This window comes from Aquabacterium sp. (genome assembly GCF_050725395.1).
GTDB lineage: Bacteria > Pseudomonadota > Gammaproteobacteria > Burkholderiales > Burkholderiaceae_C > Aquabacterium.
This window is the reverse complement of record NZ_JBOHHL010000019.1, coordinates 20514-45030: the sequence shown is the minus strand read 5'-3', so window position 1 is coordinate 45030 and position 24517 is coordinate 20514. Positions and strand designations below refer to the sequence as shown.

At 66.0% G+C, this 24517-nt stretch carries 22 protein-coding genes and 1 pseudogene; 12 read left to right on the top strand and 11 right to left on the bottom strand.

Going from position 1 to position 24517, the window contains the following annotated elements; genetic code table 11:
• Positions 1-9: 9 nt before the first annotated feature.
• Together ACREB4_RS12965 and ACREB4_RS12960 are read right to left on the bottom strand one after the other, a co-directional pair.
• On the bottom strand, positions 10-1236 hold the full coding sequence (locus ACREB4_RS12965; protein WP_431588643.1) for an efflux RND transporter periplasmic adaptor subunit: 1227 nt from the start codon (positions 1234-1236) through the stop codon (positions 10-12).
• Complete coding sequence (locus ACREB4_RS12960; protein WP_431588642.1) at positions 1233-2060, bottom strand: alpha/beta hydrolase; 828 nt, start codon at positions 2058-2060, stop codon at positions 1233-1235. Before ACREB4_RS12960 ends, ACREB4_RS12965 begins: the two co-directional genes overlap by 4 nt.
• Positions 2061-2186: 126 nt before the next feature.
• Here ACREB4_RS12960 and ACREB4_RS12955 point away from each other — a divergent pair, with 126 nt between their 5' ends.
• Positions 2187-3200 carry a LysR substrate-binding domain-containing protein gene (locus ACREB4_RS12955; protein WP_431588641.1) on the top strand — a complete coding sequence of 338 codons (1014 nt, stop codon included), beginning with the start codon at positions 2187-2189 and terminating at the stop codon, positions 3198-3200.
• Positions 3201-3210: 10 nt separating this feature from the next.
• Here the strand turns inward: ACREB4_RS12955 and ACREB4_RS12950 are convergent, their stop codons facing one another.
• Both ACREB4_RS12950 and ACREB4_RS12945 read right to left on the bottom strand, forming a co-directional pair.
• Complete coding sequence (locus tag ACREB4_RS12950; protein WP_431588676.1) at positions 3211-3672, bottom strand: VOC family protein; 462 nt, start codon at positions 3670-3672, stop codon at positions 3211-3213.
• Positions 3673-3773: 101 nt separating this feature from the next.
• A complete protein-coding gene (locus ACREB4_RS12945; RefSeq protein WP_431588640.1) occupies positions 3774-5873 on the bottom strand; it encodes a putative bifunctional diguanylate cyclase/phosphodiesterase in 2100 nt (699 codons plus the stop codon).
• Positions 5874-6444: 571 nt separating this feature from the next.
• Between ACREB4_RS12945 and ACREB4_RS12940 the strand changes: the two genes are divergently transcribed.
• The 3 genes and pseudogenes from ACREB4_RS12940 (at position 6445) to ACREB4_RS12930 (ending at position 10096) form a co-directional block, all read left to right on the top strand.
• Positions 6445-7533, top strand: coding sequence for a lipid A deacylase LpxR family protein (locus ACREB4_RS12940; RefSeq protein WP_431588639.1), 1089 nt, complete (start codon positions 6445-6447; stop codon positions 7531-7533).
• 235 nt (positions 7534-7768) lie between these two features.
• Positions 7769-8164 (top strand): annotated as a pseudogene (locus ACREB4_RS12935) (EAL domain-containing protein); the annotation flags it as partial.
• A 258-nt stretch (positions 8165-8422) separates the two neighbouring features.
• Positions 8423-10096, top strand: a complete 1674-nt coding sequence (locus tag ACREB4_RS12930; RefSeq protein WP_431588638.1) for an autotransporter outer membrane beta-barrel domain-containing protein — start codon at positions 8423-8425, stop codon at positions 10094-10096.
• Positions 10097-10104: 8 nt separating this feature from the next.
• Here the strand turns inward: ACREB4_RS12930 and ACREB4_RS12925 are convergent, their stop codons facing one another.
• Positions 10105-10503: a tautomerase family protein gene (locus tag ACREB4_RS12925; RefSeq protein ID WP_431588637.1), complete on the bottom strand. Its 399-nt coding sequence runs from the start codon at positions 10501-10503 to the stop codon at positions 10105-10107.
• A 20-nt stretch (positions 10504-10523) separates the two neighbouring features.
• On the bottom strand, positions 10524-10940 hold the full coding sequence (locus ACREB4_RS12920) for a MarR family winged helix-turn-helix transcriptional regulator (RefSeq protein ID WP_431588636.1): 417 nt from the start codon (positions 10938-10940) through the stop codon (positions 10524-10526).
• A gap of 204 nt (positions 10941-11144) precedes the next feature.
• Between ACREB4_RS12920 and ACREB4_RS12915 the strand changes: the two genes are divergently transcribed.
• A complete protein-coding gene (locus tag ACREB4_RS12915; protein WP_431588635.1) occupies positions 11145-11519 on the top strand; it encodes a DUF4148 domain-containing protein in 375 nt (124 codons plus the stop codon).
• A 233-nt stretch (positions 11520-11752) separates the two neighbouring features.
• Here ACREB4_RS12915 and ACREB4_RS12910 read toward each other — a convergent pair whose 3' ends face one another.
• Entirely contained in the window at positions 11753-12247 is a 495-nt protein-coding gene (locus tag ACREB4_RS12910; RefSeq protein ID WP_431588634.1) for a host attachment protein, read from the bottom strand.
• Positions 12248-12398: 151 nt separating this feature from the next.
• On the opposite strand from ACREB4_RS12910, the gene alaC reads away from it, so the two are divergent.
• The gene (gene alaC / locus ACREB4_RS12905; RefSeq protein ID WP_431588633.1) at positions 12399-13613 is read left to right on the top strand and encodes an alanine transaminase; all 1215 of its coding nucleotides are present in this window, start codon (positions 12399-12401) and stop codon (positions 13611-13613) included.
• A gap of 5 nt (positions 13614-13618) precedes the next feature.
• Here alaC and ACREB4_RS12900 read toward each other — a convergent pair whose 3' ends face one another.
• Positions 13619-14545 carry an alpha/beta hydrolase gene (locus tag ACREB4_RS12900; protein WP_431588632.1) on the bottom strand — a complete coding sequence of 309 codons (927 nt, stop codon included), beginning with the start codon at positions 14543-14545 and terminating at the stop codon, positions 13619-13621.
• Positions 14546-14609: 64 nt separating this feature from the next.
• Between ACREB4_RS12900 and ACREB4_RS12895 the strand changes: the two genes are divergently transcribed.
• Complete coding sequence (locus tag ACREB4_RS12895; RefSeq protein ID WP_431588631.1) at positions 14610-15152, top strand: TetR/AcrR family transcriptional regulator; 543 nt, start codon at positions 14610-14612, stop codon at positions 15150-15152.
• 18 nt (positions 15153-15170) lie between these two features.
• On the opposite strand, the gene minE is transcribed toward ACREB4_RS12895, so the two are convergent.
• Genes minE through minC form a run of 3 tightly spaced genes read right to left on the bottom strand, consistent with a single transcriptional unit; the run spans position 15171 to position 17050 of the window.
• A complete protein-coding gene (gene minE, locus ACREB4_RS12890; protein WP_431588630.1) occupies positions 15171-15431 on the bottom strand; it encodes a cell division topological specificity factor MinE in 261 nt (86 codons plus the stop codon).
• Between the two features lie 5 nt (positions 15432-15436).
• Positions 15437-16252, bottom strand: coding sequence for a septum site-determining protein MinD (gene minD, locus ACREB4_RS12885; protein ID WP_431588629.1), 816 nt, complete (start codon positions 16250-16252; stop codon positions 15437-15439).
• 27 nt (positions 16253-16279) lie between these two features.
• On the bottom strand, positions 16280-17050 hold the full coding sequence (gene minC / locus ACREB4_RS12880; RefSeq protein ID WP_431588628.1) for a septum site-determining protein MinC: 771 nt from the start codon (positions 17048-17050) through the stop codon (positions 16280-16282).
• A gap of 63 nt (positions 17051-17113) precedes the next feature.
• Between minC and ACREB4_RS12875 the strand changes: the two genes are divergently transcribed.
• From ACREB4_RS12875 to ACREB4_RS12855, 5 genes are all read left to right on the top strand, one after another.
• On the top strand, positions 17114-17776 hold the full coding sequence (locus ACREB4_RS12875) for an ABC transporter ATP-binding protein (RefSeq protein WP_431588627.1): 663 nt from the start codon (positions 17114-17116) through the stop codon (positions 17774-17776).
• Complete coding sequence (locus ACREB4_RS12870; RefSeq protein ID WP_431588626.1) at positions 17766-20312, top strand: FtsX-like permease family protein; 2547 nt, start codon at positions 17766-17768, stop codon at positions 20310-20312. Before ACREB4_RS12875 ends, ACREB4_RS12870 begins: the two co-directional genes overlap by 11 nt.
• Positions 20312-21451: a lipocalin-like domain-containing protein gene (locus tag ACREB4_RS12865; protein ID WP_431588625.1), complete on the top strand. Its 1140-nt coding sequence runs from the start codon at positions 20312-20314 to the stop codon at positions 21449-21451. Before ACREB4_RS12870 ends, ACREB4_RS12865 begins: the two co-directional genes overlap by 1 nt.
• Before the next feature lie 94 nt (positions 21452-21545).
• Positions 21546-22886, top strand: a complete 1341-nt coding sequence (locus ACREB4_RS12860) for an Hsp70 family protein (protein ID WP_431588624.1) — start codon at positions 21546-21548, stop codon at positions 22884-22886.
• Between the two features lie 79 nt (positions 22887-22965).
• On the top strand, positions 22966-24516 hold the full coding sequence (locus ACREB4_RS12855) for a methyl-accepting chemotaxis protein (protein ID WP_431588623.1): 1551 nt from the start codon (positions 22966-22968) through the stop codon (positions 24514-24516).
• Position 24517 lies beyond the last annotated feature (1 nt).

Here is a 24517-nt window from a genome sequence, read left to right as displayed (position 1 = left end):
GTTCTTCTTTTAGATTTGGGGCTTGCCTTCTTGGCGCGCTTGCAGTTCGGGCTTGGCGTCCATGGGCACCGTGGTCGGGGCGACCAGCGATCCGGGGTGCACGCGCTGCAAGCCGTTGACGACGATGCGCTCATTGGCCTTCAGGCCACTGGTGACCACGCGCAGGCCATTGGCCTCGGCGCCCAAGGTCACCTCGCGGTAGGCGGTCTTGTTGTCGGCGCCCACCACCATCACGAACTTCTTGCTCTGGTCGGTGCCGATGGCGCGTTCGTTGACCAGCAGCGCGCCGGTCGTCTTGGTCTGGCCCATGCGCACCTTGGCGAACTGGCCCGGCATCAGGCTGCCATCAGCGTTGTCGAACACAGCGCGCACGCGCACCGTGCCGCTCTTGGCATCGACCTGGTTGTCGATCAGCTGCAGGTGCCCGGCGATGGTCGCGTCTTCTGTCGTCGCGGTGCCGATTTGCACGGGGATGCTTTCCAGCTTGCCACGTGCGCTGGCGCCGCCCGGCAGGTCGCGCAAGGCGTGCATCACCACCTGCTCGTCGGCGTCGAAGCTGGCGTAGATGGGGCTGACCGACACCAGCGTGGTCAGCACCGGCGCACCCGGGCCAGCCGCCACCAGGTTGCCCACGGTGACTTCCAGCTTGCCCACGCGGCCACTCACCGGGGCGCGCACCTGCGTGTAGCCCAGGCTCAGCTTGGCGGTGTTCAAAGCCGCTTGTGCGGCGCGCAGGTTGGCGTCGGCCTCGTGCAGGGCGTTCAGGCGTTCGTCGTATTCGCGCTGGGCGATGGCCTGCTCGTCCAGCAGGCGCTTGGCCCGGGCCTGGTCGCTCTTGGCGTAGGTGGCGCGGGCCTGGGCCGACACCACCTGCGCTTCGGCGCGGTCCACCTCGGCCGCGTAGGGCGCAGGGTCGATCGTGATCAGCAGATCGCCCTGCTTGACGATGGCGCCTTCGCGGAAATGCACCGACTGGATGGCGCCGGCCACGCGCGAACGAACGTCCACGCGCTCGACCGCTTCAAGACGGCCCGAAAACTCATCCCAAGTCGCCACGTCGGAGGCCGTGACCACGGCGACGGACACCGGCGTGGCCTGTGGCTGGGCCGAGGTTTCGGCCGCGTTGGCCTTGGCATCGGGCAGGGCGCGCAGGCCGAAGTAGCCAGCGGATGCGGCGATGAGGGCGGTGGCCACGGTGCCGATGGCCCAGGGACGTGCGTTGATGCGGTTCTTCATGATGGGATTCCCTTTGGAACAGATGCAGATGCGTTGGATGAGGCGAAAAACTGTTGGACGTGTCGGCGCACGCTCTCGGCCCAGGGGGCCTCGTGGCTGGCGGGGCTCATGCAGCTACAGGGCCAGCCGGTGGGGGCGGGCAGGACGGCGTCCTTGACCTTCACGCCAGCCGCGCGCAGGCGCCGGGCGTAGTCCAGGGACTCGTCCTTGAAAGGGTCGTCGCCGGCCGTCAGCAGCAAGGTGGGTGGCAGTTCGCCCAGGCGCATCGAGGGGCCGGGCGCGGCGTAAGGGTGGCTGCAATCGCCCACCTGCGACAGGTAGTGCTTCCAGCCATCGGCCCAGCGGCAGCCCTTGACACCGGCATCGGCCGCGCGCAATGAAGCGGTGCCCAGGCAAGGGTTGAGCATGGGCGACAGCAGGATCTGACCCGCCAGCGGGGGCTGGCGCTGGTCGCGCACCATCAGGGTCAGGGCCGCGGCCAGGTTGCCCCCGGCCTCTTCACCGGCCACGAACACAGGCGCCTTGTCACCCGCCAGCTTGCCGCGGTGCTTGAAGGCCCATTGCAGGGCCGCGTACCCTTGGTCGGCCGCCTGCGGAAACGGGTGGGCGGGTGCCAAGGGGTAGTCCAGCGAGACCACCACCGCGCCCGCCTCGGCAATCAGCCGCGCCACGGTCGAGCCGCTGTCCAGACCACCCTGCACGAAAGCCCCGCCGTGGAAGTGAACCACCAATGGCACATGCCCAGCCTTCGGCTTGGCGCCATAGAAGCGCACCGACAAGGCCTGGTCCAGCACGGGGATCTCGGTGGGGTAGGTGGAAGCCATCTTCTGTGGCCACGGTGGTGGCCCCTGCACGATGTTGCGATGCAGCAGAATTTATTGGATTGGGCCTTGCCAATAAATAGCCCTGGCGCTTATGCTTTATTTCAAACGCGACAACAATCGACACCCATGGACAAATTCCTCGCCATGCAAACCTTCGTGCGGGTGGTCGAAGCCGGCACCTTCACCAAGGCGGCCGATTCGATGGCCATGCCCAAGCCCACGGTCACGCGCCTGATCCAGACCCTGGAGACGGAGCTGCAGACCAAGCTGCTGCACCGCACGACGCGCCGTGTCACCGTCACGCCCGACGGTGCGGCTTATTACGACCGCGCCACGCGCCTGCTGGGCGAGTTGGACGAGCTCGAATCCAGCATGTCGCGCGCCAAGGCCAGCCCGCGCGGGCGCCTGAAGGTCGACGTGCCCGCTTCTTTGGGCATGGCCGTCATCATCCCGTCATTGCCCGACTTCCACGCGCGTTACCCCGACATCCAGCTCGACCTGGGCGTGAGCGACCGGCCGGTGGACATGGTCAGCGAGAACATCGACTGCGTGGTGCGCGGCGGCGAGTTGCACGACCAATCGCTGGTGGCCCGCCGCATCGGCGACCTGTACCTGGTGATGTGCGCCACGCCCGACTACCTCAAGCGCCACGGCACGCCCCAGCACCCGCGCGACCTGGAAGAGAACCACACCCTGGTGCGCTACACCATGCCGCGCACCGGCCAGCTCAAGCCCATCAAGCTGAGCAAGGACGGCGAAGAGCACGAAGTGCTGGGCCGGCATTTGATCTCGCTGAACGATTCCAACGCCTACGTGGCCGCCGGCATGGCCGGCCTGGGGGTCATGCAAGCGCCGACCTTCCTGGTGCAGGACCACATCAGCAGCGGCGCGCTCGATCCCTTGCTGACGGACTGGTGCTCAGGCCCCCGGCCGGTTTACGTGGTCTACCCGCCCAACCGGCACCTGAGCAACAAGCTGCGCGTGTTCGTGGACTGGATCGCCGAGTTGTTCGCCACGCACGACCTGATCCAGCAGAAGTGTTCGCTGGCCATGGTGGCCAAGCGCAAACCGCAGGTGGTGGAGGCCCTGGCGGCCGAGGCCGCGGAACAGGCGGCCAAGGCCATCGCGGCGGCCGCCTGAGCCCGGCCGCTCAGACCCAGCCTTCGATCTTCAAGCCGCTGAGCTGTTCGGCCTCTTCGCGGCTGACCTGGCGCACGGTCTGGCCAAAGCTCCAGACGTGGCCTTCCGGGTCGCGCGCGGAATAAACGCGGTCGCCGTAGAACTGGTCTTCGGGCTCACGCACGATGACCGCGCCTGCCGCACGCGCCCGCGCGCAGTGCGCGTCGATGCCGTCCTTCAGTTGCACGTGCACCGTCTGCGTGTTCTTGCCCTCCAGGTCGAGCGGGCTCATGGTGCTGTCGTTCCAGGTCGGGCTGACCATCACGTAGCCCTCGCCAAAGCGCATCTCGGAATGGCCCAGGTGGCCTTCGTGGTCGGTGATGACCATGGTCCGCTCGAAGCCGAAGGCTTTCTCCAGCCAATCGAGCGCGGCGAAGGGGTCTTTGTAATGCACCGAGGGACCGAAGGTGGTCCGCCGAAATGGGTCTTGCAAAGGTGCTGGCATGGCGAGGCTCCTGACCTGACTGTTTTGATGTGATCGCCACCCAGTGTGGGTCAAATCCAGGCCCCCGCCAAGCCCCTTGGATCAAGGCCTCACGGGGCGTCCAGCCATTGCCCGAACGCCGATTGCGCCACCGGCCGGCCGTACAGGAAGCCTTGCACGACCTCGCAGCCCAGGCCACTCAGGTAGTCGGCCTGCTCCTTCGTTTCAACGCCTTCGGCCACCAGCGCCATGTTCAAGCTCTGGCCCAGCGACACGATGGCCTTGACCAGTTGCTCGGCATTGCCCCGGTCCGACGGCAGTTCCTTGATGAAGGCACGGTCGATTTTCAGGATCTGCACCGGGAAGCGCGTCAGGTAGCTCAGCGCCGAGTAACCCGTGCCGAAGTCGTCGATGGCGATGGTGATGCCCAACTGCGACAGCGCTTCCAGGGTGCCGCGCACCTCGTCGCGCCCGTCCAGCAGCAGGCTTTCGGTGATCTCCAGCTCCAGCCATTGCGGCTGGCAGTTCGCGGCAGCCAGGGCCTCCTGCACGGTCTTGACCAGCTCGCCGCCGGGGAACTGGCGCGCCGACAGGTTCACCGCGATCTTCAAGGGCCGGCTGCTGCGGGCGTTCCATTCCGCGGCAGCTTGGCAGGCCGTGCGCAAAGCCCAGGCGCCCATGGGCACGATCAGGCCAGTGTCCTCGGCCAGCGGGATGAACTGCACCGGCGACACCATGCCGCGCACCGGGTGGTTCCAGCGCATCAGGGCCTCGGCGCCCACCAGGCCACCCGAGGCCAGGTCGAACTTGGGCTGGTAGTGCAACTCCAGTTCTTCGCGCTCGATGGCCTTGTGCAGTTCGCTCTCCATGGTCAGGCGGGCCGAGGCTTGCGCGGTCAGGTCGCGCGAGTAGAACTGGAAATTGTTGCGGCCCTGCCCTTTCGCGTGGTACAGGGCCGCATCAGCGTGTTGCAGCAGCTGGTTGGCATCTTGCCCGTCGCTGGGGTAGAGCGCACCGCCAATGCTCACGGTCACGAACACATCGTTGCCGCTGACTGTGAAAGGCGCGGTGAAGGCGCTGATCACCTTGTTGGCGATGCTGCCCAGGTCGGTGGCTTGGCGCACATCGGGCAGCACCACGGCGAACTCGTCGCCGCCCAAGCGGGCGATGGTGTCGTAGTCGCGCAGCACCTGGCGCAAGCGCTGCGATGCCTGCTTGAGCAGGTCGTCGCCCGCGCCATGGCCCAGCGAATCGTTGATGTCCTTGAAGCGGTCCAGGTCGAGCAGCAGGGTGCCCACCTGCTGGTGGTGCCACGAGGCATCGATCAAGGCCTGGCTCAGGCGGTCGACGAAGAGCGCGCGGTTGGGCAACTCGGTCAGCGGGTCGAAGAAAGACAGCGAATGCAGTTGGCGCCGGTAGGACTTCATCTCGGTGATGTCCTGCACCGTGGCCAGCAGGCGGCGCGGGTGGCCCTTGGGGCCGTAGCTGATGCGGGCCACGGTGTGGATCTCGCGGAAGCCCTCGCCCTCGGCGTGGCGAACCTCATAGCGCAAAGTGGTCAACCGCTTGTCGAAGGCGTCCTTGTAGAGGGCGAGCACCCAGTCGCGCTGGTCCTCGGGCACCACGGTGAGGATCTCGCGCATGTCCGGATTCCAGTCGGGCGGCAGGCGCAGCATGCGCAGGGTGGCGGCTGAAAAGCGTGCCTGCTTGCGCGTGTAATCCCATTCCCAGCAACCGAATTGCGCGATCTCCTGGGCCTCTTCCAGCCGCGCTTCGCTTTCCGACAGGGCATGCAACATGGCCCGCTGGGCGCTCACGTCCTGCAAGCCGATGGTGCAGCGGTTCAGGCCGCCATGGTCGGCGTACTCGCACAGGGCCACGCCCCGCAGGTGACGGATCGAGCCATCGGCCAAGGCAACCGAAAATTCAGCGTCCACCATGGCGTGGCGGCGCGCCAGGGCTTCGGACCACAACGCATGGATGCGGGAGGCGTCGGACGAGCCGATCAGGCCCACCAGTTCGGCCACGCCGAGGTCATCGGCCAAGGCATGGCCCAACATGGCGCGGGCCTCCAGCGACACGTGCAAGGCATCCTGCGCGGCGTCCCAGCGGATGAAACCAACTTCCACCAGGTGCTGCGCCACGCGCAGGCAATCATCGCTGCCGGGCTGGGCAGCCATCAGCACTTCCCGCTGAACGAGGGCTGTCATCTGGTGATGGTCCTTGTCTGGTTGAGACGCCGCACCCCGCCAGGCAAAAGCCGGGCATGGGTTTCATCCTTTATCGGCCGACGCAGGCCGGGACTTCAGTCCCATTCAGGCACACCAAGTCTCCCGCGCCATGAAGCCGAGCCATAGCGTGTTTTTAATCACGGGCATGGCTCGAAGCTGGCGCGTGCCCAGCATGTTCGACGCCGGGAAGGCGCCGCGCCCATGGCCTTGCTGGTCACCAGAGCGGCCCAAACGTCAAGATCTACCGGGTGTTGAAAGCGGTGGAGCTGCCGCCCGACATGCCTGGGTTCAACGTCTTCATCGTGCCTTCGGGGGTGCCAGTGCCGCAGACCGAAGGCCGCGCCGTCTTGCTGACCAATGATCCACCAGAATGCACGGGCATGTTGTGTGGGTGAACGCCCCAGGTTCGCCAGCCACGCAGATTGGCCTGTTCGCCTACAAGCCCAGCCGTCAAAGGCTTACAACGGCAATGGCCGCCGCATATTGAAATAATGGTCACGCAAAACAACTTCCATCAAAAACAACAATGGCCTGGCAGCTCCGTGCTCATGTGACCCCTCCCCACCGCCTGATGAACTGGCTGGTGTTGGCCACCGCCAGCCTGGCCACCATGCCTGTCCAGGCCGACACGGCTCAGGCGGACACCGATGGCGCTGTCTTGAAAGGCTGGGCTTTCGTCTTTGAAAACGACCTGCTCGGCGCTCAAAGCGCCAAGGACCGTTGGTACACCAATGGCCTGGAGCTGATGCTGGCTTTTCAGCCGGGCCGCGAGCCTGATCTGCTCAAGCCCGCGGTGTCCTGGGGACAATGGATCGTGCCCCAGGACTGCCAAGGCAGCGGCTGCAGCCTGACCATGAACACCGTCCTTGGCCAAAACATCTACACGCCACGCCGGGTCGATGTGGCCGAGCCTCAGTTGAAAGACCGCCCTTGGGCAGGCTGGCTGTACGGCGGCATCGGCCTGACCAGCTTCAGCGGCAACCGCCAGCAGACACTGGGCCTGAAAGTGGGCGTCACCGGCCCGGCCTCGCTGGCCGAAAAAACCCAGAAAGGCGCGCACTGCTGCCTTGGCTCGTCCAAAGAACCCTTGGGCTGGGACAACCAATTGCGTCCGATGCTGGGCGTGCAGTTGAGCTACCTTTCCACCCACTACCATTTCACCGATGGCCCGGTGGGCCTGCAAAGCTCCTGGGGCGGCTCCGTGGGCAATGTCCGCACCTACCTGCGTGGCGCGTTGGCGTTGACGTGGAGCCCGGCTGGCGGCACCCAGCGGGGCAGCCAGTCCGGCAGTCTGGACGAAGGCGAGTTCTTCACGCCCGACTTCAATGCCCAGGCCGTCGATGGCTCCATCCTGGACAGCCTCAAGCACACCGTGTTCTTCGCCCATGCCCAGGTCAGCGCGGTGGCCTACAACGTCTTCCTGCAAGGCCGCACGTATTCGGGCCGCTCGCAGATCGACCCTGAACGGCTGGTGGGCACGTCCACGCTCGGCTTCATGATTCCTTTCGGCGAACAAGGCCAGCACAAGCTCAGCCTGGCCTGGAAGCGGCGAACACCCGAGTTCAAGGTGCAGGGCACAGATCTGCAGGGCGACCGCTTCCAGAGCTGGGGCGTGCTCAGCTACTCACGCGACCTTTGACATCAGCCGCAGGTGCGTGAACAGCGCGCGCCGGCGGGGCTGACCAACTCAAGTCCGGCCCAATTCCTGCCGAAGAGAGGGCAAGGCCATGCGCGGCGTCAGGATGCGCGTGGCCTTGTTGCCCATTTGGAAGATAGGAATGCTTGTGGCCTACCTGCCTTCGAGCCACGACCCCTGGCTCGTTGTCGCCTCCCTGCTGATCGCCAGTTTCGCCGCCTACGTGGCCCTGGACCTCGCCTTCGAGGGGCTCTCCGGCATTGGCGTGTTCTTGTCCATCGACGACTTTGGCACCGGCTACTCCAGCCTGAGCTACCTGCGTCAGTTGCCGGCACGCCAGCTCAAGATCGACCGCAGCTTCGTGGCCGACCTGGAAACCAGCAGTGACGCGCGCTCCATCGTGCGCGCTGTGGTGCAACTGGCCCACGCCCTGGGCCTGCACGTCGTGGCCGAAGGCGTGGAGACCGAAGGCCAGCGCGACATCCTGCGCGAGATGAACTGCGACGAACTGCAAGGCTACTTCTTCGCCAAGCCCATGCCGGCAGACATGCTGCTGGCCTGGGCCTTGGGCCAGAAGCCGCCGGGGTCGGCCGACTTCTCGCCTTCGGTGATGGATTTCGACTACTCGGTCTGACCGAGCGGGCTCATCCAGCCCGCTTGCGCCGCCCCATTGAACAGGAGACTGTTGCGTGGCAAACACTCGCTGCCTTCACGGACTTTCCTGTGGTGCGTTGACGTGGTGGCGGGCCTGCCTTTAAAAAACAGGTCTGCGAGCACCGGCACAGGTCCTGACCGACCAAAGGGCGCGAACAGGTAGTTGTCATCGGCACGACCTCCAACGAGTAGTTCCCATCAACGCAGTACCTGATTGCAGCCACCCGCTGCTTGCCCCATGAACACACACCTCACATGCACCGCCAGGGCTTCGGCAGCCCTGGTGCTTGGCAGCCTCCTGTCCGCGGGCGTTCAAGCGCACACGTCCTCGGTCGGCTATGAAAGCGCCGGGCCTGGATCGGTCACCTTCTGGTACGGGACGTACCACTCGAGTGCAGAAGCCACGGCGACGGAAGGCAGCCTCCTGGTGACCGGCGGCGGCGGCTATTCGGTCACCGTGCCTTTCACCTTGCTGGTGTATGCCAAGCCCTCCGGGCTGATCGACGGCACCAACAATTTCTACACCAACGGCACAACCCTCATCGGCACCTACTCCGGCACCATCCTGGCCTGGCAAGGGACCACGTTCACCGGCTTGGCCGAAGGCACCTACACCTTCACCTATGTGCCCATCAACAATCCATCCGCCACATGGAACCCTGGGGGCACGAACTCACCCATCCGTTCCAGTTCCGTGACCCTCACCTCCGCCGATGTTGGCGGTGGCAGCGGCCTGTTCAGCCCCAACGCCAACACCCGCAGCAGCGGCGCCGCCGGCGTGCTGGACAGCCTCGCGGGTTCGGCGACGGGCGAACTGGGCGCGGCCATTGCCGCCTTGGCGGCCTTGCCCGCCAGCCAACAGGCGGCGGTTCTGCAGCACATCGCGCCTCAGACCAACCGCGCCCTGGGCGCGGCATCGGCCCAAACCGTCAGTGGTGCGCTGGACACCGTGCAGGTTCGCATGGACGCGGTGCGCACACAGGGCTTCGTCACCAGCCTCATGGAAGACATGCTGCAAGGCCAGGTGATGCTTGCCTCGGCGGATTCCGGCGCTGGCCTGGTGACGGACGATGCCCCGCGCACCCGGGGGGTCTGGGGCAAGGTCTTCGGCAGCGAAGCACGCCAAGGCCTCAATGGAGGCTATGCCGGCTACCAGGCCAACACCTATGGCCTGTCGCTCGGAGCGGACACCCTGGTCAACAACCAGTGGGTGCTCGGCGGCGCCTTCACCTACGCCAGCACGGACGTCGCCTTGCGCGACAGCTTCGCGGGCGATGGCAGCGACATCAAGTCCTACCAACTGACCGGGTACGCCACGCGCGACTTCGGCCCCTGGTACCTGGAAGGCATGCTGGCCTATGCGCGACAGGACTTCAACAGCGTGCGCAACACCGTGGTATCGGGCATCGCGCAGGGCGACTTCAAGGGCGACCAATGGGCCGCCCGCCTGAGTGCCGGCAAGCCCTGGGCGGTGAGCGACAAGGTGACGCTCACGCCTTCGGTCGGCCTGGAGGCCAACCGCTTCCAGCAAGACGGCTACACCGAAACAGGAGGGGGCCCTCTGTCCCTGAACGTCGATGAACAATCTGCCACGCGCGTGCGCAGCGTGCTGGGTGTCAAGGCCGCCACCCGCTTCGACCTCACCGGCGGCGCGGTTCTGACGCCTGCCGTTCATGCGTTCTGGCGGCACGAGTTCAAGCGCGGCGGCGTCGACACCACGTCGACCTTCACGGGCGGCGGCGCCAGCTTCCTGACCCCTGGCCAGAAGCTGGCACGCAACACCCTGAACATCGGCGGCTCGCTGGTCTATGAGAAATCCAAGACCTTCTCGCTGAGCCTGCAGATCGATGGCGAACGCTCACCGCACTATGGCGCCGCCTCGGCCCAGGTCGTGGGCCTGTGGCGCTTCTGAAGCAAGCGTCAGGCTGAAGGATGCTGGTAGCGGTACTCCTGTGTCTTGCCACCATAGCCGTAGGCCGCCGCCCGCACATCCTCCACGTGGATGTAGCTTTCCTCGTGCAGATCGCCCAGCAATGAAGCAAAGCCCGCGAAAGCCTCGGCGATGTACGCCGCCTTCTCAGCCTTGGTGTTGGTCTCGTCGGTGATCTTGATGTCGAAGTAGACGCTGTGCTTGCCTTGCTCGCGCAGCGTTTTTCCACCCACGATCCAGTCGTCAGGGTCCACGTAGTCGATGGCAATGGACGTGAGTTCGGGCTTCTTGCCCAGGATGCGGGTGGTGAGCTCCAGCAGCAAGTTGGCGATCCGCCGGGACAATTCCGGCGATCTGGTGGCACTGACTTTGACGTTGAGGATGGGCATGGTGTTCTCCTGAACATCGCTCACTTGAGGGCGGAGCGCACACCCTTGACGCTTTCAACCGTGGCCGCAAAGCTGTCCGACCCCAGCAATTTCTTGAGCCGGGCAGTGACGGCGCCACTGGCCTGGTTCAGGTCTTTCTTCATGGCCACGGCCTTTGGTGTGGGATGGATGGCCTGCTCGCGGCCATCCGCTTCCACGCTGCGGCGCTCGATCAGCCGTTTGGCCTCCAGGCCATCGAGGGCCCGCGTGGCCGTGGGCCGGGCGATGTCCAGAAGGCTGGCCAACTGGTGCTGCAGCATGCCGGGCTGCTCGATCACCGCGCGCAGCATGAAAGCCTGGGGGGGCGTCAGTTCGAACGGCTTGAACGCCAAGGCCCATTCGCGCTCGAGCTGGCGCGCCAGGGCGGTGGTGTTGAAGTAAAGGCAGTGATCGAACATGGACTCAGCATAAGGCCAAATAGTTAGCAATGCAACCAATTAGCGCCTGGGATTGTTGCCGCTGGTGAAATGGTGAATGCGCGCCACGGCGGTTGATCTGGCCGCTCGAAGCCCCTAAATTGAACCCAAGGCGACAGACGGTCGCCTTGTTCTTCACTTAAAATATGACGATCGTCATATGTTTTGCAAGCAAGGAGCTTCCACATGAACACCTCAGCCACTTTCAGCACCTTGAGCCATGCCACGCGGGCCTTCATCCTGAGCGGCGCCCTGGCCGCCTTGTTCAGCCCCGCCGTCCAGGCCGAGCAAGCGCAGTACCGCCCAGCGGCCACGTCCAGCGCGACCGGCCTCAGCCGCGCCGAAGTCGTCGCCGACACCCATCTGTGGATCAGGGCTGGCGTCGACAAGTACGCCGATCAAGCCCAGTACCACGCCGACACCACGCAGTACGACCGCGCCCTGGCCGAGTACCACCGCCTGCGCAACAGCCCGGCCTATGCTGAGGAAGTGGCCCGGGTCGAGCTGCAACGAGGCGAAGCGCCGGCCACCCGCCTCAGCCAGCAAGGGGCCGCGAACTGAGATGGGCAACCATCGCGGATGGTGCCAACCACCATCCCACCCCGGCGTCATGGACTCTCGGTTGTGCCGTGGTCAGGGGAGGTCTAGCATGGGCTTGCCGATGGCTCAACACCTCGGCCCGGCTTTTCTCCCTGAGCCGGCGGCCCACCGCCACATCGGTGTGCGCCTTGGCCCGCTGGCCCCCGTCAGCGGGCCTTTTCGCTTCTGCAGACCCGGGGCCAGGCGCTGGATCGTCAATGGGCCTCGCTGTGGGTCTGGGTTTTCTCCGGGAAAAGGCGCCGGGTGATGTCCTGGTTGCCCAGGTGCACCAGGTCCTTGTCCAGCGATCCGCTCACCAGCTTGGCCACTTGCGGTGGCAAGGCTTGGCGCAGCAAACCCAGGAAGCGCGGGGCGGCGACCAGTTTCAGCTCGGTGAAACGCTGTTGCTGCAAGGCTTGGGCCAAGTGGGCGGCCACGCGGCTGGCAAAGCGTTCGGCCTCCTGGTGGCGGTCGTCAGGGCCAGCGCCGCTGGTGACCGATTGAGGTGCGCCGCCTTGCTGCCCCGCGCCACGCGCCACGCCACCGCTGCGGCGGCCTTGCGCGTCGTTGCGGAACTCGGCGCCCTTGGCGTGGGCGTCCGGGTCGGTGATTTCCTCAACGCTGTCCAGCACACCGGTGTCGGAAGGGCCAGCCAAGATGCGGGCAATGGCCTCGTCGGCCACCACCACCCAGGTGTTCTTCTTTGTCATGGTCTTCTCCTTGTTGATGGATCGGACTATCGAAGGGGCAAAGGCTGTGCCCATCAGCGCCTCGGCATCGTTTAGGATGCACACGGGCCGCACCCCATCGTGTGGCCACGTCGCTCGGACGGTTCCGGGCGCTCACGTGAAAGTCATCCCCATGTCCTCATCCGCAGGCAAGCGCCGATTTGCGCGCATCGATCGTCTCCCCCCCTACGTCTTCAACATCACGGCCGAATTGAAACTGGCCGCGCGCCGCCGTGGCGAAGACATCATCGACATGAGCATGGGCAACCCCGACGGGGCCACGCCACCGCACATCGTCGCCAAGCTCACCGAGGTGGCCCAGCGGCCCGACACGCACGGCTATTCGGCGTCCAAGGGCATCCCGCGTTTGCGGCGCGCGATTTCGCACTGGTACAAGGACCGTTACCAGGTCGACATCGACCCGGACAAGGAAGCCATCGTCACCATCGGATCGAAGGAAGGCCTGGCCCACCTGATGCTGGCCACGCTGGACCGAGGCGACACGGTGCTCGTGCCCGATCCTTCTTACCCCATCCACATCTACGGCGCGGTGATCGCGGGGGCCGACATCCGATCGGTGCCGATCGTGCCGGGCGTGGACTTTTTCGCCGAGCTGGAAAAAGCCATCCGTGGCAGCTATCCCAAGCCCAAGATGATGGTGCTGGGCTTTCCCTCGAACCCCACCGCGCAGTGCGTGGAGCTGGACTTCTTCGAGCGCGTGATCGCTTTGGCCCGCAAACACGACATCTTCGTGGTGCACGACCTGGCCTACGCCGACATCGTGTTCGATGGCTGGAAGGCGCCATCGATCATGCAGGTGCCGGGCGCCAAGGACATCGCGGTCGAGTTCTTCACGCTCAGCAAGAGCTACAACATGGCCGGTTGGCGCGTGGGCTTCATGGTCGGCAACCCTGACCTGGTGGCCGCCTTGGCACGCATCAAGAGTTACCACGACTACGGCACCTTCACGCCCTTGCAGGTGGCGGCCATCGCGGCGCTGGAAGGCGACCAGCAGTGCGTGAAGGACATCTGCGCGCAGTACCAAAGCCGGCGCGATGTGCTCTTCAAGGGCTTGACCGAGGCAGGTTGGGAGGTCGACTGCCCCAAGGCCTCGATGTACATCTGGGCGCGCATCCCCGAGCACTACCGGCACCTGGGCTCGCTGGAGTTCGCCAAGCAGTTGATGGAGAAAGCGAAGGTCTGCGTGTCACCCGGCATCGGCTTTGGCGACCATGGCGATGACCATGTGCGCTTTGCCTTGATCGAGAACGAGGCACGGATTCGTCAAGCCGTGCGCGGCATCAAGGCGATGTTCAAGGCGGATAGGGTGACGGCCTCATCCGCCTGATTCCCTCAATGGCCAGCGCCGAAATGCCTGGCCAGGAACGCCAGCTGCTCATTCACATTGCGCTCGAAATCCTCACCCACATAGATGTCGAAGTGGCCGGCCGGATAGCGGACCACTTCGCCTTGGGGCGCGTTCTTCACATGCTTGAGCGTGGCCTTGGCGGGCGCCACCGTGTCCTTGTCGCAGACGCAGAACAGCGCGGGGCACTGGATGTGGCGGGCCTGCCGCCCGGGCGAATCCAGCAAGATCTGCAGCGCGATCCGGGCAGGCACATCGATGGGCACATGGTCGACGCCCGCAGCCTGAAGGATGGCGTTGTAGCCGGCCAGGCCGTCCTTCGAATTCATCAGTGCCACCGAGCCGGGCTCGCCCACCGTGGGCACGCGCACCGGGCCCATGCCGAACCACGAGGCCACCTGATCGCTGAGCGCGCGCACCGTGATGCGAAAGCTGGTCAGGGGATCCACCGCGAGGGTGGAGGCCAGGCCGTCGGTGAAAGGGCACTGCGCGATGACGGCGGCCACGCGCGGGTCTCCCGCAGCCACGGCCATCACGTGCCCACCGGCAAAGGAGGTGCCCCACAAGATCACCTTGTCAGGGTCGACGTTGGGCAGGCCGCGCGCGCAGGCGATGGCGGCCCGCCAGTCCTCTCGCTGGCGCCCGATGTCCAGCCATTCACGCGGCGTGCCTTCACTGTCGCCAAAACAGCGGTAATCAAAAACGAGGCAGGCAAAACCGGCCTGCTGGAAACGGGCGGCAAAGGCATGCAGGCCGCCGGCTTTCACGCCGCCCAACCCATGGGCCATCACGATGATGGGGCAGCGCTGCGGATGCTGGCCGGAAGACGCCGCTGGTTCATAGAACCAGGCGTGGCACCGGTCGCGGCCAGAGGAGAAGCGGACGTCTTGGCGGCGCGAAATGGGGTACTGCATGGTTTCTCTTAAATGTTAATCAAGAATAGAATACTCGAATCTTAAATGGCAATCAAGAACGCCTGTGCCAAGTAATCGACGAGTTCAACCGGAAGCGGAAAGACGCGGCCCCATCGTGGCCGCGGCGAGGCAGCTGTTCACCCAGAACGGCTATGAGGCCACGTCCATGGCCAGCATCGCCGCCACCGCAGGCGTCACCCCGAACACGATCTACTGGTACTTCAAAGACAAGGATGAGCTGCTGGTGGGCGTGCTCGACGTCCTGCTGCAGGAGGACATCCAGGCCTATGCGAGCGAGGCCGCCACCAAACCGGCGGTAGAGAAACTGTGGTGGGCGGTCGAGCGCCTTCGCGCCTTCAAAGGCTTGGTGACCACGGTGCACAACCGCGTCAACCTGTCACCGCGGCTGAACGAATGGCACGAAGCCTTTCACACCATTTTCGAAGGCTTTTTGAGCCCTGAGATGCCCTCGGCATGGTCGGAGGCCCAGCGCAAGGCGGAAGCGCGCGTGGTGTCGTTCACCATCGAGGGATTGCTGTCGCACGGGGTGGACCGTGAAGACACGCTGGCCACATGCCGCGCACTGGCCGATCGCTGGGCCCTGTGAGAACCCAGCGCCAGGGGATCAACGTCCGCCGTCGGGCAGCTCGATCTTCACTTCCAGCACATCAAGGTTGTCCTGGCGTTCCAGGCTCACCTTGATGTCGTCCGGGTTGATCGAGATGTACTTGGTAATCACCGCGACCAATTCCTTTTGCAAAGCGGGCAGGTAGTCGGGGTTGCCTTGTCGACCATTGCGCTCGTGCGCCAGGATGATCTGCAGGCGCTCCTTGGCCACCGAGGCGGTCTTTTTCTTTTCACCGAGGAAGAAGGACAGGAAGGACATGCTGCTTACCTCCCTCCGAACATGCGCTTGAAGAACCCAGGCTTGACGGCCTCGGTGAAGCGCATGGGTTTGTCTTCGCCCAGGAAGCGCGCGATCACATCCTTGTAGGCCTCGGACACGTCCGATTCGGCCAGGTGGATCGCGGGCAGACCCTGGTTCGACGCGGTCAGCACCGATTCGGATTCGGGGATCACGCCGATCAGCGGAATGCGCAAAATTTCCTGGATGTCTTGCAGCGACAGCATCTGCCCTTCTTCCACACGCGCCGGGTTGTAGCGCGTGATCAGCAGGTGTTCCTTGATCGGGTCCTGGCCTTCGATGGCGCGCTTGGTTTTCGAGGCCAGCATGCCAAGGATGCGGTCGGAATCGCGGACCGAGGACACTTCGGGGTTGGTCACCACCAGGGCTTCATCCGCAAAATGCATGGCCAGCAGGGCGCCGGTCTCGATGCCCGCGGGCGAGTCGCAGATGATGTATTCGAAGTCCATCGCGGCCAGGTCGTTCAGGACCTTTTCGACGCCTTCCTTGGACAGCGCATCCTTGTCGCGCGTCTGCGAGGCGGGCAGCACGAACAGGTTGTCGCACTGCTTGTCCTTGATCAGCGCCTGGTTCAGGTTGGCTTCGCCATTGATGACGTTGATGAGGTCGTACACCACGCGCCGCTCGCAGCCCATGATGAGGTCGAGGTTGCGCAGGCCGACGTCGAAGTCGATGACCACGGTTTTGTGGCCGCGAAGGGCAAGACCTGACGAAAAGCTGGCGCTGGTGGTGGTTTTGCCCACCCCTCCCTTGCCGGAGGTCACCACGATGATTTTGGCCATCGGTATCGAGTCCTTCTTGATGAACGGTTAATTGAGTTTGATCGCCTCGATCACCAGCTTGTCGCCATCAAGGCGAACCTGGGCGGGCTTGCCCAGCACATCGGGTGAAAGGGGCGTCTCGGAGGTGCGGTAAGTGCCTGCGATGGAGATCAGTTCAGGCTCCAGGCAGGTGGTGAAAATGCGGGCTTCGAGGTTGCCGCGCGCACCGGCAATGGCCTTGCCGCGCAGCGGTGCATAGACGTGGATGTGGCCATCGGCCAGCACCTCGGCGCCGTTGTTGACGGCCGCCAGCACCACCAGGTCGCCGCCCTTGGCGTAGACCTGCTGGCCTGAGCGCAAGGGCTTGTGGATCACCATCGTGGGCACGGAGGGGCCGGGCACTTGCACGGGCACTTCGCGGATCACCTCGACCTCGCGGACGACTTCCTGCACCACGGTTTCAACGCGCACGGGCACTTTGGCGGAGGGGCCGTCGGGGGCTTCGAACAGGCCCACGGCCTGCGCCGCCGCCATCTGCGCGGGGCTGCCGCCCTTGACCGCCACCGGCACCATGCTGTGCTCGCGCAGCAGAGCGATCAGGTGGGCGAAGGCGATGGGTTTGGCATCGTCCTGCACCGGGCCCAGGTCGATGACGACCGGGTCCTGGTTGAAAAAGTCGGCGTTGGCACCGAAGCGCTCGCCCAATTCGCCGGCCAGGGCCGCCAGGTCGGTGGTTTTCAGCACCACCGCGACCAGGGTCAGCGTGGCGCTTTTCAGATCGACGATGAGCGGGGTGTTCCCTTTGGAGACAACAGCCATGGGGCAGCGAGACCTCGAAAGGGATACAGTTTACCGGTTCGTTCGCTCCCGGCCCGATTCCGCATGCTCGAAGTTCAAGGATTGACCAAACGTTATGGCCCCGAGGCCGTGTTCGCCCACGTCGATCTGCGGGTGCCGCCGGGTGAGTTCATCGCCATCGTGGGCGAGTCGGGCGTGGGCAAATCGACGTTGCTGAACTGCCTGGCGGGCTTGGACCGGGCCGACGAAGGGCGCGTCACCCTGGATGGCGTGGACGTGCAATCGCTGGCCGAGACCGCACAGGCGCATTTCCGCCGCCGCCACCTGGGCTTCGTCTTCCAGGCCTTCCATGTGCTGCCGCATTTGAACGTGGCGCAAAACGTGGGCCTGCCCTTGATGCTGCTGGGCGAGCACCGGGACGCGGCCTACGCTGAGCGTCTGGCCGCGGCCTTGCGCTCGGTGGGGTTGGACGAGTTGGGCGAGCGCTTGCCGCAGCAACTGTCGGGCGGGCAATTGCAGCGCGTGGCGATTGCCCGCGCCCTGATCCACCGGCCCGCTTTGCTGCTGGCCGACGAGCCCACCGGCAACCTCGACCCCGAAACCGCCGAGCTGGTGATGAAAGCCTTCGTCGCCCAGATCCGGGTGCACCAGACCGCCTGCGTGATGGTGACGCACTCACCCGCGGCCGCACAGCGCGCCGACCGCGTGCTGCGCCTGACGCGCGAAGGTTTGCGCGATGCGGCCTGAGGCGCCGTCGCCGATCCCCACCCTGCTGCGCCATTTTTCCTGGCCAGAGCTGAAGCACCATGGCCTGCGCCATGCCACCGCCGTGCTGGCCGTGCTGCTGGGCGTGGCGCTGGCGTTCTCGGTGCACTTGATCAACGAATCGGCCTTGAGCGAGTTCAGCTCGGCCGTGCGCTCGGTCAATGGCCAGGCCGATGTGAGCCTGCGCGCGGCCCACGGCGGCTTCGACGAAACGATTTACCCACGCGTGGCCAGGCACCCGCAAGTCGCGCTGGCCAGTCCCGTGGTTGAAGCCAGCACGCTTGCGCTGGGCAAGGCTGGCCGCCGCCAGGCCTTGAAGATCATCGGCTTGGACCCGATGGTGGCCGCCCCCCTGGCGCCCGCGCTGATCCCTCGACTGGCCGAGGATCAGGACCGGCTGATGCTGTTCGCCACCGATGCGATCTCGCTGAACGCACAGGCACGGCAAAAGCTGGGCGTGGAAGCGGGTGATGCCCTCCAGGTGCAGGTGGGACTGGCCTTGAAAACCTTGCGCGTGGTCGGCACCGTCACCGCGGGGGGCGAGGCCCTGGGAGTGATGGACATCGCCGGCGCACAGGCCACGCTGGGCACCTTGGGGCAGCTCAGCCGCATCGACCTGAAGCTGGCGGAAGGCGCGCAAGCCGGTTCCACCGTCCAGGCCTTGCAGTTGCCCGACGGGGTGGTGAGCGATTCAGGCGAGGAGTCGCAGCAGAAGGTGTCGAACGTGTCGCGGGCCTACCGGGTCAACCTGACCGTGTTGGCGCTGGTGGCGCTGTTCACCGGGGCCTTCCTGGTGTTCTCGATCTTGTCGCTGTCGGTGGCCAAACGGCAGCAGGGGCTGGCGTTGCTGGGGGTGCTCGGCCTGAGCGCGCGCGAACGGCTGGCCCTGGTGCTGTGCGAATCAGCCTTGATCGGCCTGCTGGGTTCGGTGCTGGGCATCGCCGCCGGCTCGGGCCTGGCCTACACCGCGCTCAAGCTCCTGGCGGGCGACCTGGGCGGCGGCTACTTTCCGGGCATCGCGCCGAGCTTGCAGTGGTCGCCCTGGGCGGCGGCGCTCTATGGCAGCCTCGGCGTGGTGGCGGCCATGCTGGGCGGCTGGTTGCCGGCACGGGCTGCGCAAGACCTGCCGCCCGCCCAAGCCTTGAAGGGCCTGGGCGACCAGCAGCGCGCCTCGCGCAGGCCCTGGCTGGGACCACTGCTGCTGGCGGTGGGCGTGGGCCTCGCCTTGTTGCCTCCGGTGGCTGGCGTACCGCTGTGGGCCTACCTGAGCGTGGCCTGCCTGTTGATGGGCGGCATCGCCTGCGTGCCAGGCGCGGTGGGGATGCTGTTGCACCTGTGGCCCCACCCTCGCCAAGCCGCGCCCCTGCTGGCCTTCGAGCGCGCACGGCGCATGCGGCACACGGCCACCGTCGCCATCGCGGGGGTGGTGGCGAGCTTGAGCTTGTCGGTGGCGCTGACGGTGATGGTGGCCAGCTTTCGGGGCTCGGTCACCGCGTGGCTGGACGTGGTGCTGCCCGCCGACCTCTACGCCCGCGCCACCCATGGCGACGCGGGCGGCGACACCTTGAACCTGGGCCCCGAATTGCTGAACGATGTGCGCCGGGTGCCCGGCGTGCAGCGCGCCGTCGGCGTCCGCGTGAGCTCGCTGAGCCTGAGCCGCTCGCTCGGCGAGGTCGCTTTGCTGTCAAGGCCGCTGGGCCAGGCGGAACGCAGCCTCCCGCTGGTGGGCGACTTGCTGCCACCCAAGGCTGGCCAGGTGTCGGTCTATGTGAGTGAAGCGATGGTTGACTTGCATGGCGCCGCGCCAGGCCGGACGCTGAGCCTGCCACTGCGCGCGGGCCATCCACCGGTGCAAGCCCATGTGCGCGGCGTTTGGCGAGACTATGCCCGCCAACAAGGCGCCATCGTGATCGACCAGGCCGACTACCAGCGCCTGACCGGCGACACCGGCATCAACGACCTCGCCATCTGGCTCAAGCCCGAAGCGCGCACGCCCGACGTACAAAGCGCCATCCGCCGCGCGGCCGAAGACCGCGGCCTGGCCGGTGGCCTGATCGAATTCGCCGAACCGCGCCAGATCCGCGAAACGACCTTGCGCATCTTCGACCGCAGCTTCGCCGTCACTTACTGGTTGCAGGCCGTGGCCATCGGCATCGGCCTGTTCGGCACGGCGGCGAGCTTTTCGGCGCAGGTGCTGGCCCGGCGTAAAGAGTTCGGCCTGCTCAGCCACCTGGGTTTCACGCGCGGCCAGGTGCTGGCCATCGTGGGTGGCGAGGGCCTGGTGCTGACCAGCATCGGCGCCTTGATGGGATTGGGCCTGGGGCTGGCGGTCAGCGTCGTGCTGGTCGAGGTGGTCAACCCACAAAGCTTCCACTGGACCATGGACCTGTTGGCGCCGTGGGAGCGGCTGGGTCTGCTGTGCCTGGGGGTGGTGCTGGCCGGCACGCTGACCGCGCTGCTGGCCGGCCGGCAGGCCATCGGGCGCGATGCGGTGATGGCGGTGAAGGAGGACTGGTGATGAAGGGCTTGAACAACATGAGCCGGCGCTTCTGCCTTCAGGCGCTGGGGGTGGCCGGTGCCCATGTGACGCTGCCCTCCTTCGCGATGCCCACAGCGGTCTTGCCAACCCCCCATGCCCTGGCCCGGCCCGAGGTTCAACCCGGCCAGACCCTGAACTTTCCCCGCGATTTCGGGGCCCACCCCGAGTTCCGCACCGAGTGGTGGTACATCACCGGCCGCCTGCTCACGGCCGATCGGCAGACCCTGGGCTTCCAGGTCACCTTCTTCCGAACCCGCGTGGACACGGCCCAGGACAACCCCAGCCGCTTCGCCGCGAAGCAGCTGATCCTGGCGCACGCGGCCATCACCGACGTGGCCGGTCAACAATGGCTGCACGACCAGCGCATCGCCCGCGAAGGCCTGGGCCTGGCCGGCGCCGGCACGCAAGACACGCGGGTGCACTTGAAGGATTGGTCGCTGCAACGCACGGGCAGCGCACTGCAAAGCCTCTACCAGGCGCAGGTCAAGGCATCGACCTTTGCATTTCAGCTGGACCTGCGCAGCACGCAGGCGCCGCTGGTGCAAGGACAAGCCGGCTATTCGCGCAAAGGCCCGCTGCCCAGCCAGGCCAGCCGCTACTACTCGCAGCCGCAGCTGAACGTGCAGGGTCAAGTCCAACTGAACGGCCGGGCCCACGCGGTCACGGGCCGCGCCTGGATGGACCACGAGTGCGGCGAAGGCCTGCTGGCGCCCGACGCCGTCGGCTGGGACTGGGTCGGCATGAACTTGCGCGATGGCGGCGCACTCATGGCCTTCCGCGTGCGGCGGGCCGATGGTTCAACGTCGTGGACCGGCGGCAGCTTCCGCGCACCCGGCCGGCCTGCCCGCATTTTCAAGCCCGAGGAGGTCCGCTTCACCCCTGGCCGCACCTGGCAAAGCCCGGCCACGCATGCACGCTATCCGGTCGAATGGCAGGTCGACACGCCCGCGGGCCGCTTCACCGTCCGGGCCCTGCTCGACGCGCAAGAGCTGGCGGGCCAGCCCAGCACGGGCGCCGTCTACTGGGAGGGGTTGAGCGAGTTGCTGGACGCCAGCGGACGCGTGGCTGGCGATGGCTACCTGGAAATGACGGGCTACGCCAAACCCCTGGTGCTGTAGAGCTGGGCTATGCTGGGGCAGGCGCTGGCTGATACAGTGTGCGCCCCGTCCGCCACGCGGCACGTTTCCCGTTCCCCCTGCGAGAGCCCGCCCCTTGAGTAGTTATTGCGCCATCGACTTCGGCACTTCCAATTCCGCCATCGCCATCCCTTCCGCCCAAGGGATGCGGCTGGTGCCGCTGGAGGGTGACAGCCTCACCATGCCCACGGCGGTCTTCTACTGCACCGACGTGGACGACCTGCCCACGGGATTCGAGAAAGCCACGGGCCGGGCTGGCGCCGAACTGCCCCGCACCTTCGGCCGAGCCGCCGTGCAGGCCTACATCGAGGGCTACGAAGGCCGCCTGATGCGCTCCATGAAGAGCATCCTGGGCAGCTCGCTGGTCGAGCAGACCACCGACCTGGGCCACGGCTTCGGCGTCAAGTACATCGACATCATCACCGGCTACCTGCACCACCTGCGCAGCCGCGCCGAGCGAGCCAGCGGCCAAGTGCTGAGCCACGTGGTGCTGGGCCGCCCCGTGTTCTTCGTCGACGACGACCCCGAACGTGACGCCCAGGCCCAGGCCTCGCTGGCCGCCGCGGCCCACGCAGTGGGCTTCAAGGAAGTGGCCTTCCAATACGAACCCATCGCCGCCGCCTTCGACTACGAGCAACAGGCCACGCGCGAGGAGCTCGCCCTGGTCGCCGACATCGGCGGCGGCACCTCTGACTTCTCGGTGGTGCGCGTGGGCCCGCAACGCGCCGCCCTGCTCGACCGCCGCAGCGACATCCTGGCCAACCACGGTGTCCACGTGGCCGGCACCGACTTCGACCGCCGCGTGTCCCTGTCCTGCGTGATGCCGCCCCTGGGCCACGGCGGCATGGGCCCCAGCATCGGCGGGCAGCCACCGCGCCCCGTGCCAAGCCGCGTCTACTTCGACCTGGCCACCTGGCACCTGATCAACAACGTCTACCAGTCGCCCCGTGTGGCCGAACTGAAAAGCATGAACGGCTTCTACGCCGACCAGACGCAGTTCAAGCGCCTGATGAAGGTGGTGAACGACCGCCTGGGCCATGCCCTCGTGGGCAGCGCCGAAGCCGCCAAGATCGCGGTGGCGGCGGGCGGTGACTTCGACATCGACCTTTCCTTGATCGAAGCCGGCCTGCATTCACCCCTGACCGAATCTCACGCCGAGCAGGCCTTCCGCGACGACCTGGGCCGCATCACCGCCTGCGCACTCGACACGGTGCGCATGGCCGGCCTGAAACCGTCGGATATTCACGCGCTGTATTTCACGGGTGGCTCCACCGGTCTGAAGCTGCTGACCGACCAGCTGGAAGCCGCCTTCCCGGAGACCCGCGCGGTGCGCGGCGACCGCCTGGCCTCGGTGGCCACGGGGCTGGGACTGCACGCCGGCCGCTTGTTCGGCGCCTCGGTGCGCGGCCCCGTGTAAGTCTTTCCGCGGGACCTCAAGTTCGGGGCGAGGCGGCCGTAAGAAACCGGTGCTTCCATGTCCGTTCCAAGGTTCCGTCATGAATTTCTTCCGTCAATTGCGCATCGGCCAACGCCTTGCGCTTTCTTTCACCGTCGTGGTGGCCCTCAGCCTGGTCATCGCGGTGCTGGGCAGCTCGCGCCTGGGTGAACTGGCCGCCACCACCCACGAACTGGTCACCGACCGCATGGTCAAGGTCAAGGCCATTGGTGGCCTGCGCAACAACATCAACATGCAGGCCCAGGCGAGTCGCAACCTGCTGCTGTTCCGCGAGCCGGAACAGGTCGCGACCGAATTGAAAGCCATCGAAGAGGCCAAGGGCAACAGCAACGTGGCCTATGAGCGGCTCAACCAACTGATCACCGACCCCAAGGGCCGCGAGCTGTTGGCAACCACCGAATCCGCCCGCGATGCGTTCCGCAAAGAACTGAAGGTCTTCTCTGACCACCTCGCGAAGAACGACGTCAACACGGCCATCGAGGTGCTGAACAACCAATTGCAGCCGGCCCAGATGGCCTACCTCAAGGCCGCTGGCGCACTGGGTGACTTTGAGTTCGCCTCGATGACCGCCGACGCCCAACAAGCCGAGCAAGGCGCCAGCAACGCCTCGCGCCTGAGCTTGGGCCTGAGCCTGGCCGGGGCCGCCATCGCCGCCTACCTGGCGTGGGTGACCACGCGTTCGGTGACCCAACCGCTGGCCGAGGCCGTGAAGATGGCCAACAGCGTGGCCGACGGCGACCTGACCCACCGCGTGCAGATCAGCTCGAACGACGAAGTGGGTCAGTTGCTCAAGGCCCAGCAAGCCATGTCCGACAAGTTGCGCACCTTGATCGGCGACCTGAAGGCCGCGTCCGACAACATCGCCACCGGCTCCGGCGAGATCGCCGCCGGCAACCAGGACCTGTCGCACCGCACGGAGCAGCAGGCCAGCAATCTGCAGCAAACGGCCGCGTCGATGGCCCAACTCACGTCCACGGTGCGCCAGAACAAGGAGGCCTCGCAGCAGGCCAACCAACTGGCCTCGTCGGCTTCGCAAGTGGCCTCACGCGGCGGCGCCGTGGTCTCGCAGGTGGTGCGCAGCATGGGCGACATCGCCGAAAGCTCGCGCAAGATCAGCGACATCATCAGCGTGATCGACGGCATTGCGTTCCAGACCAACATCTTGGCCTTGAACGCGGCGGTGGAAGCCGCCCGCGCTGGTGAGCAAGGCCGTGGCTTCGCCGTGGTGGCCAGTGAGGTGCGCTCACTGGCGCAGCGCTCGGCCAACGCCGCGAAGGAGATCAAAACCCTGATCACCACCAGCGTCGAGAACGTGGACAGCGGCACGCGCCTGGTCGACGACGCCGGCCAGACCATGCTCGAGATCGAGAACCAGGTCAAACGCGTGACCGACCTGATCGCCGAGATCACAGCCTCGTCGACCGAGCAGGACACCGGCATCGGCCAGGTGAGCCGCGCGGTCACCGAGCTGGACGAGGTGACGCAGCAAAACGCGGCGCTGGTCGAACAGTCGGCCGCGGCCGCCGAAAGCCTGCGCTCGCAAGCCGACCGGCTGGCCACCGCCGTGTCGGCCTTCCGCCTGCACGGCTGAG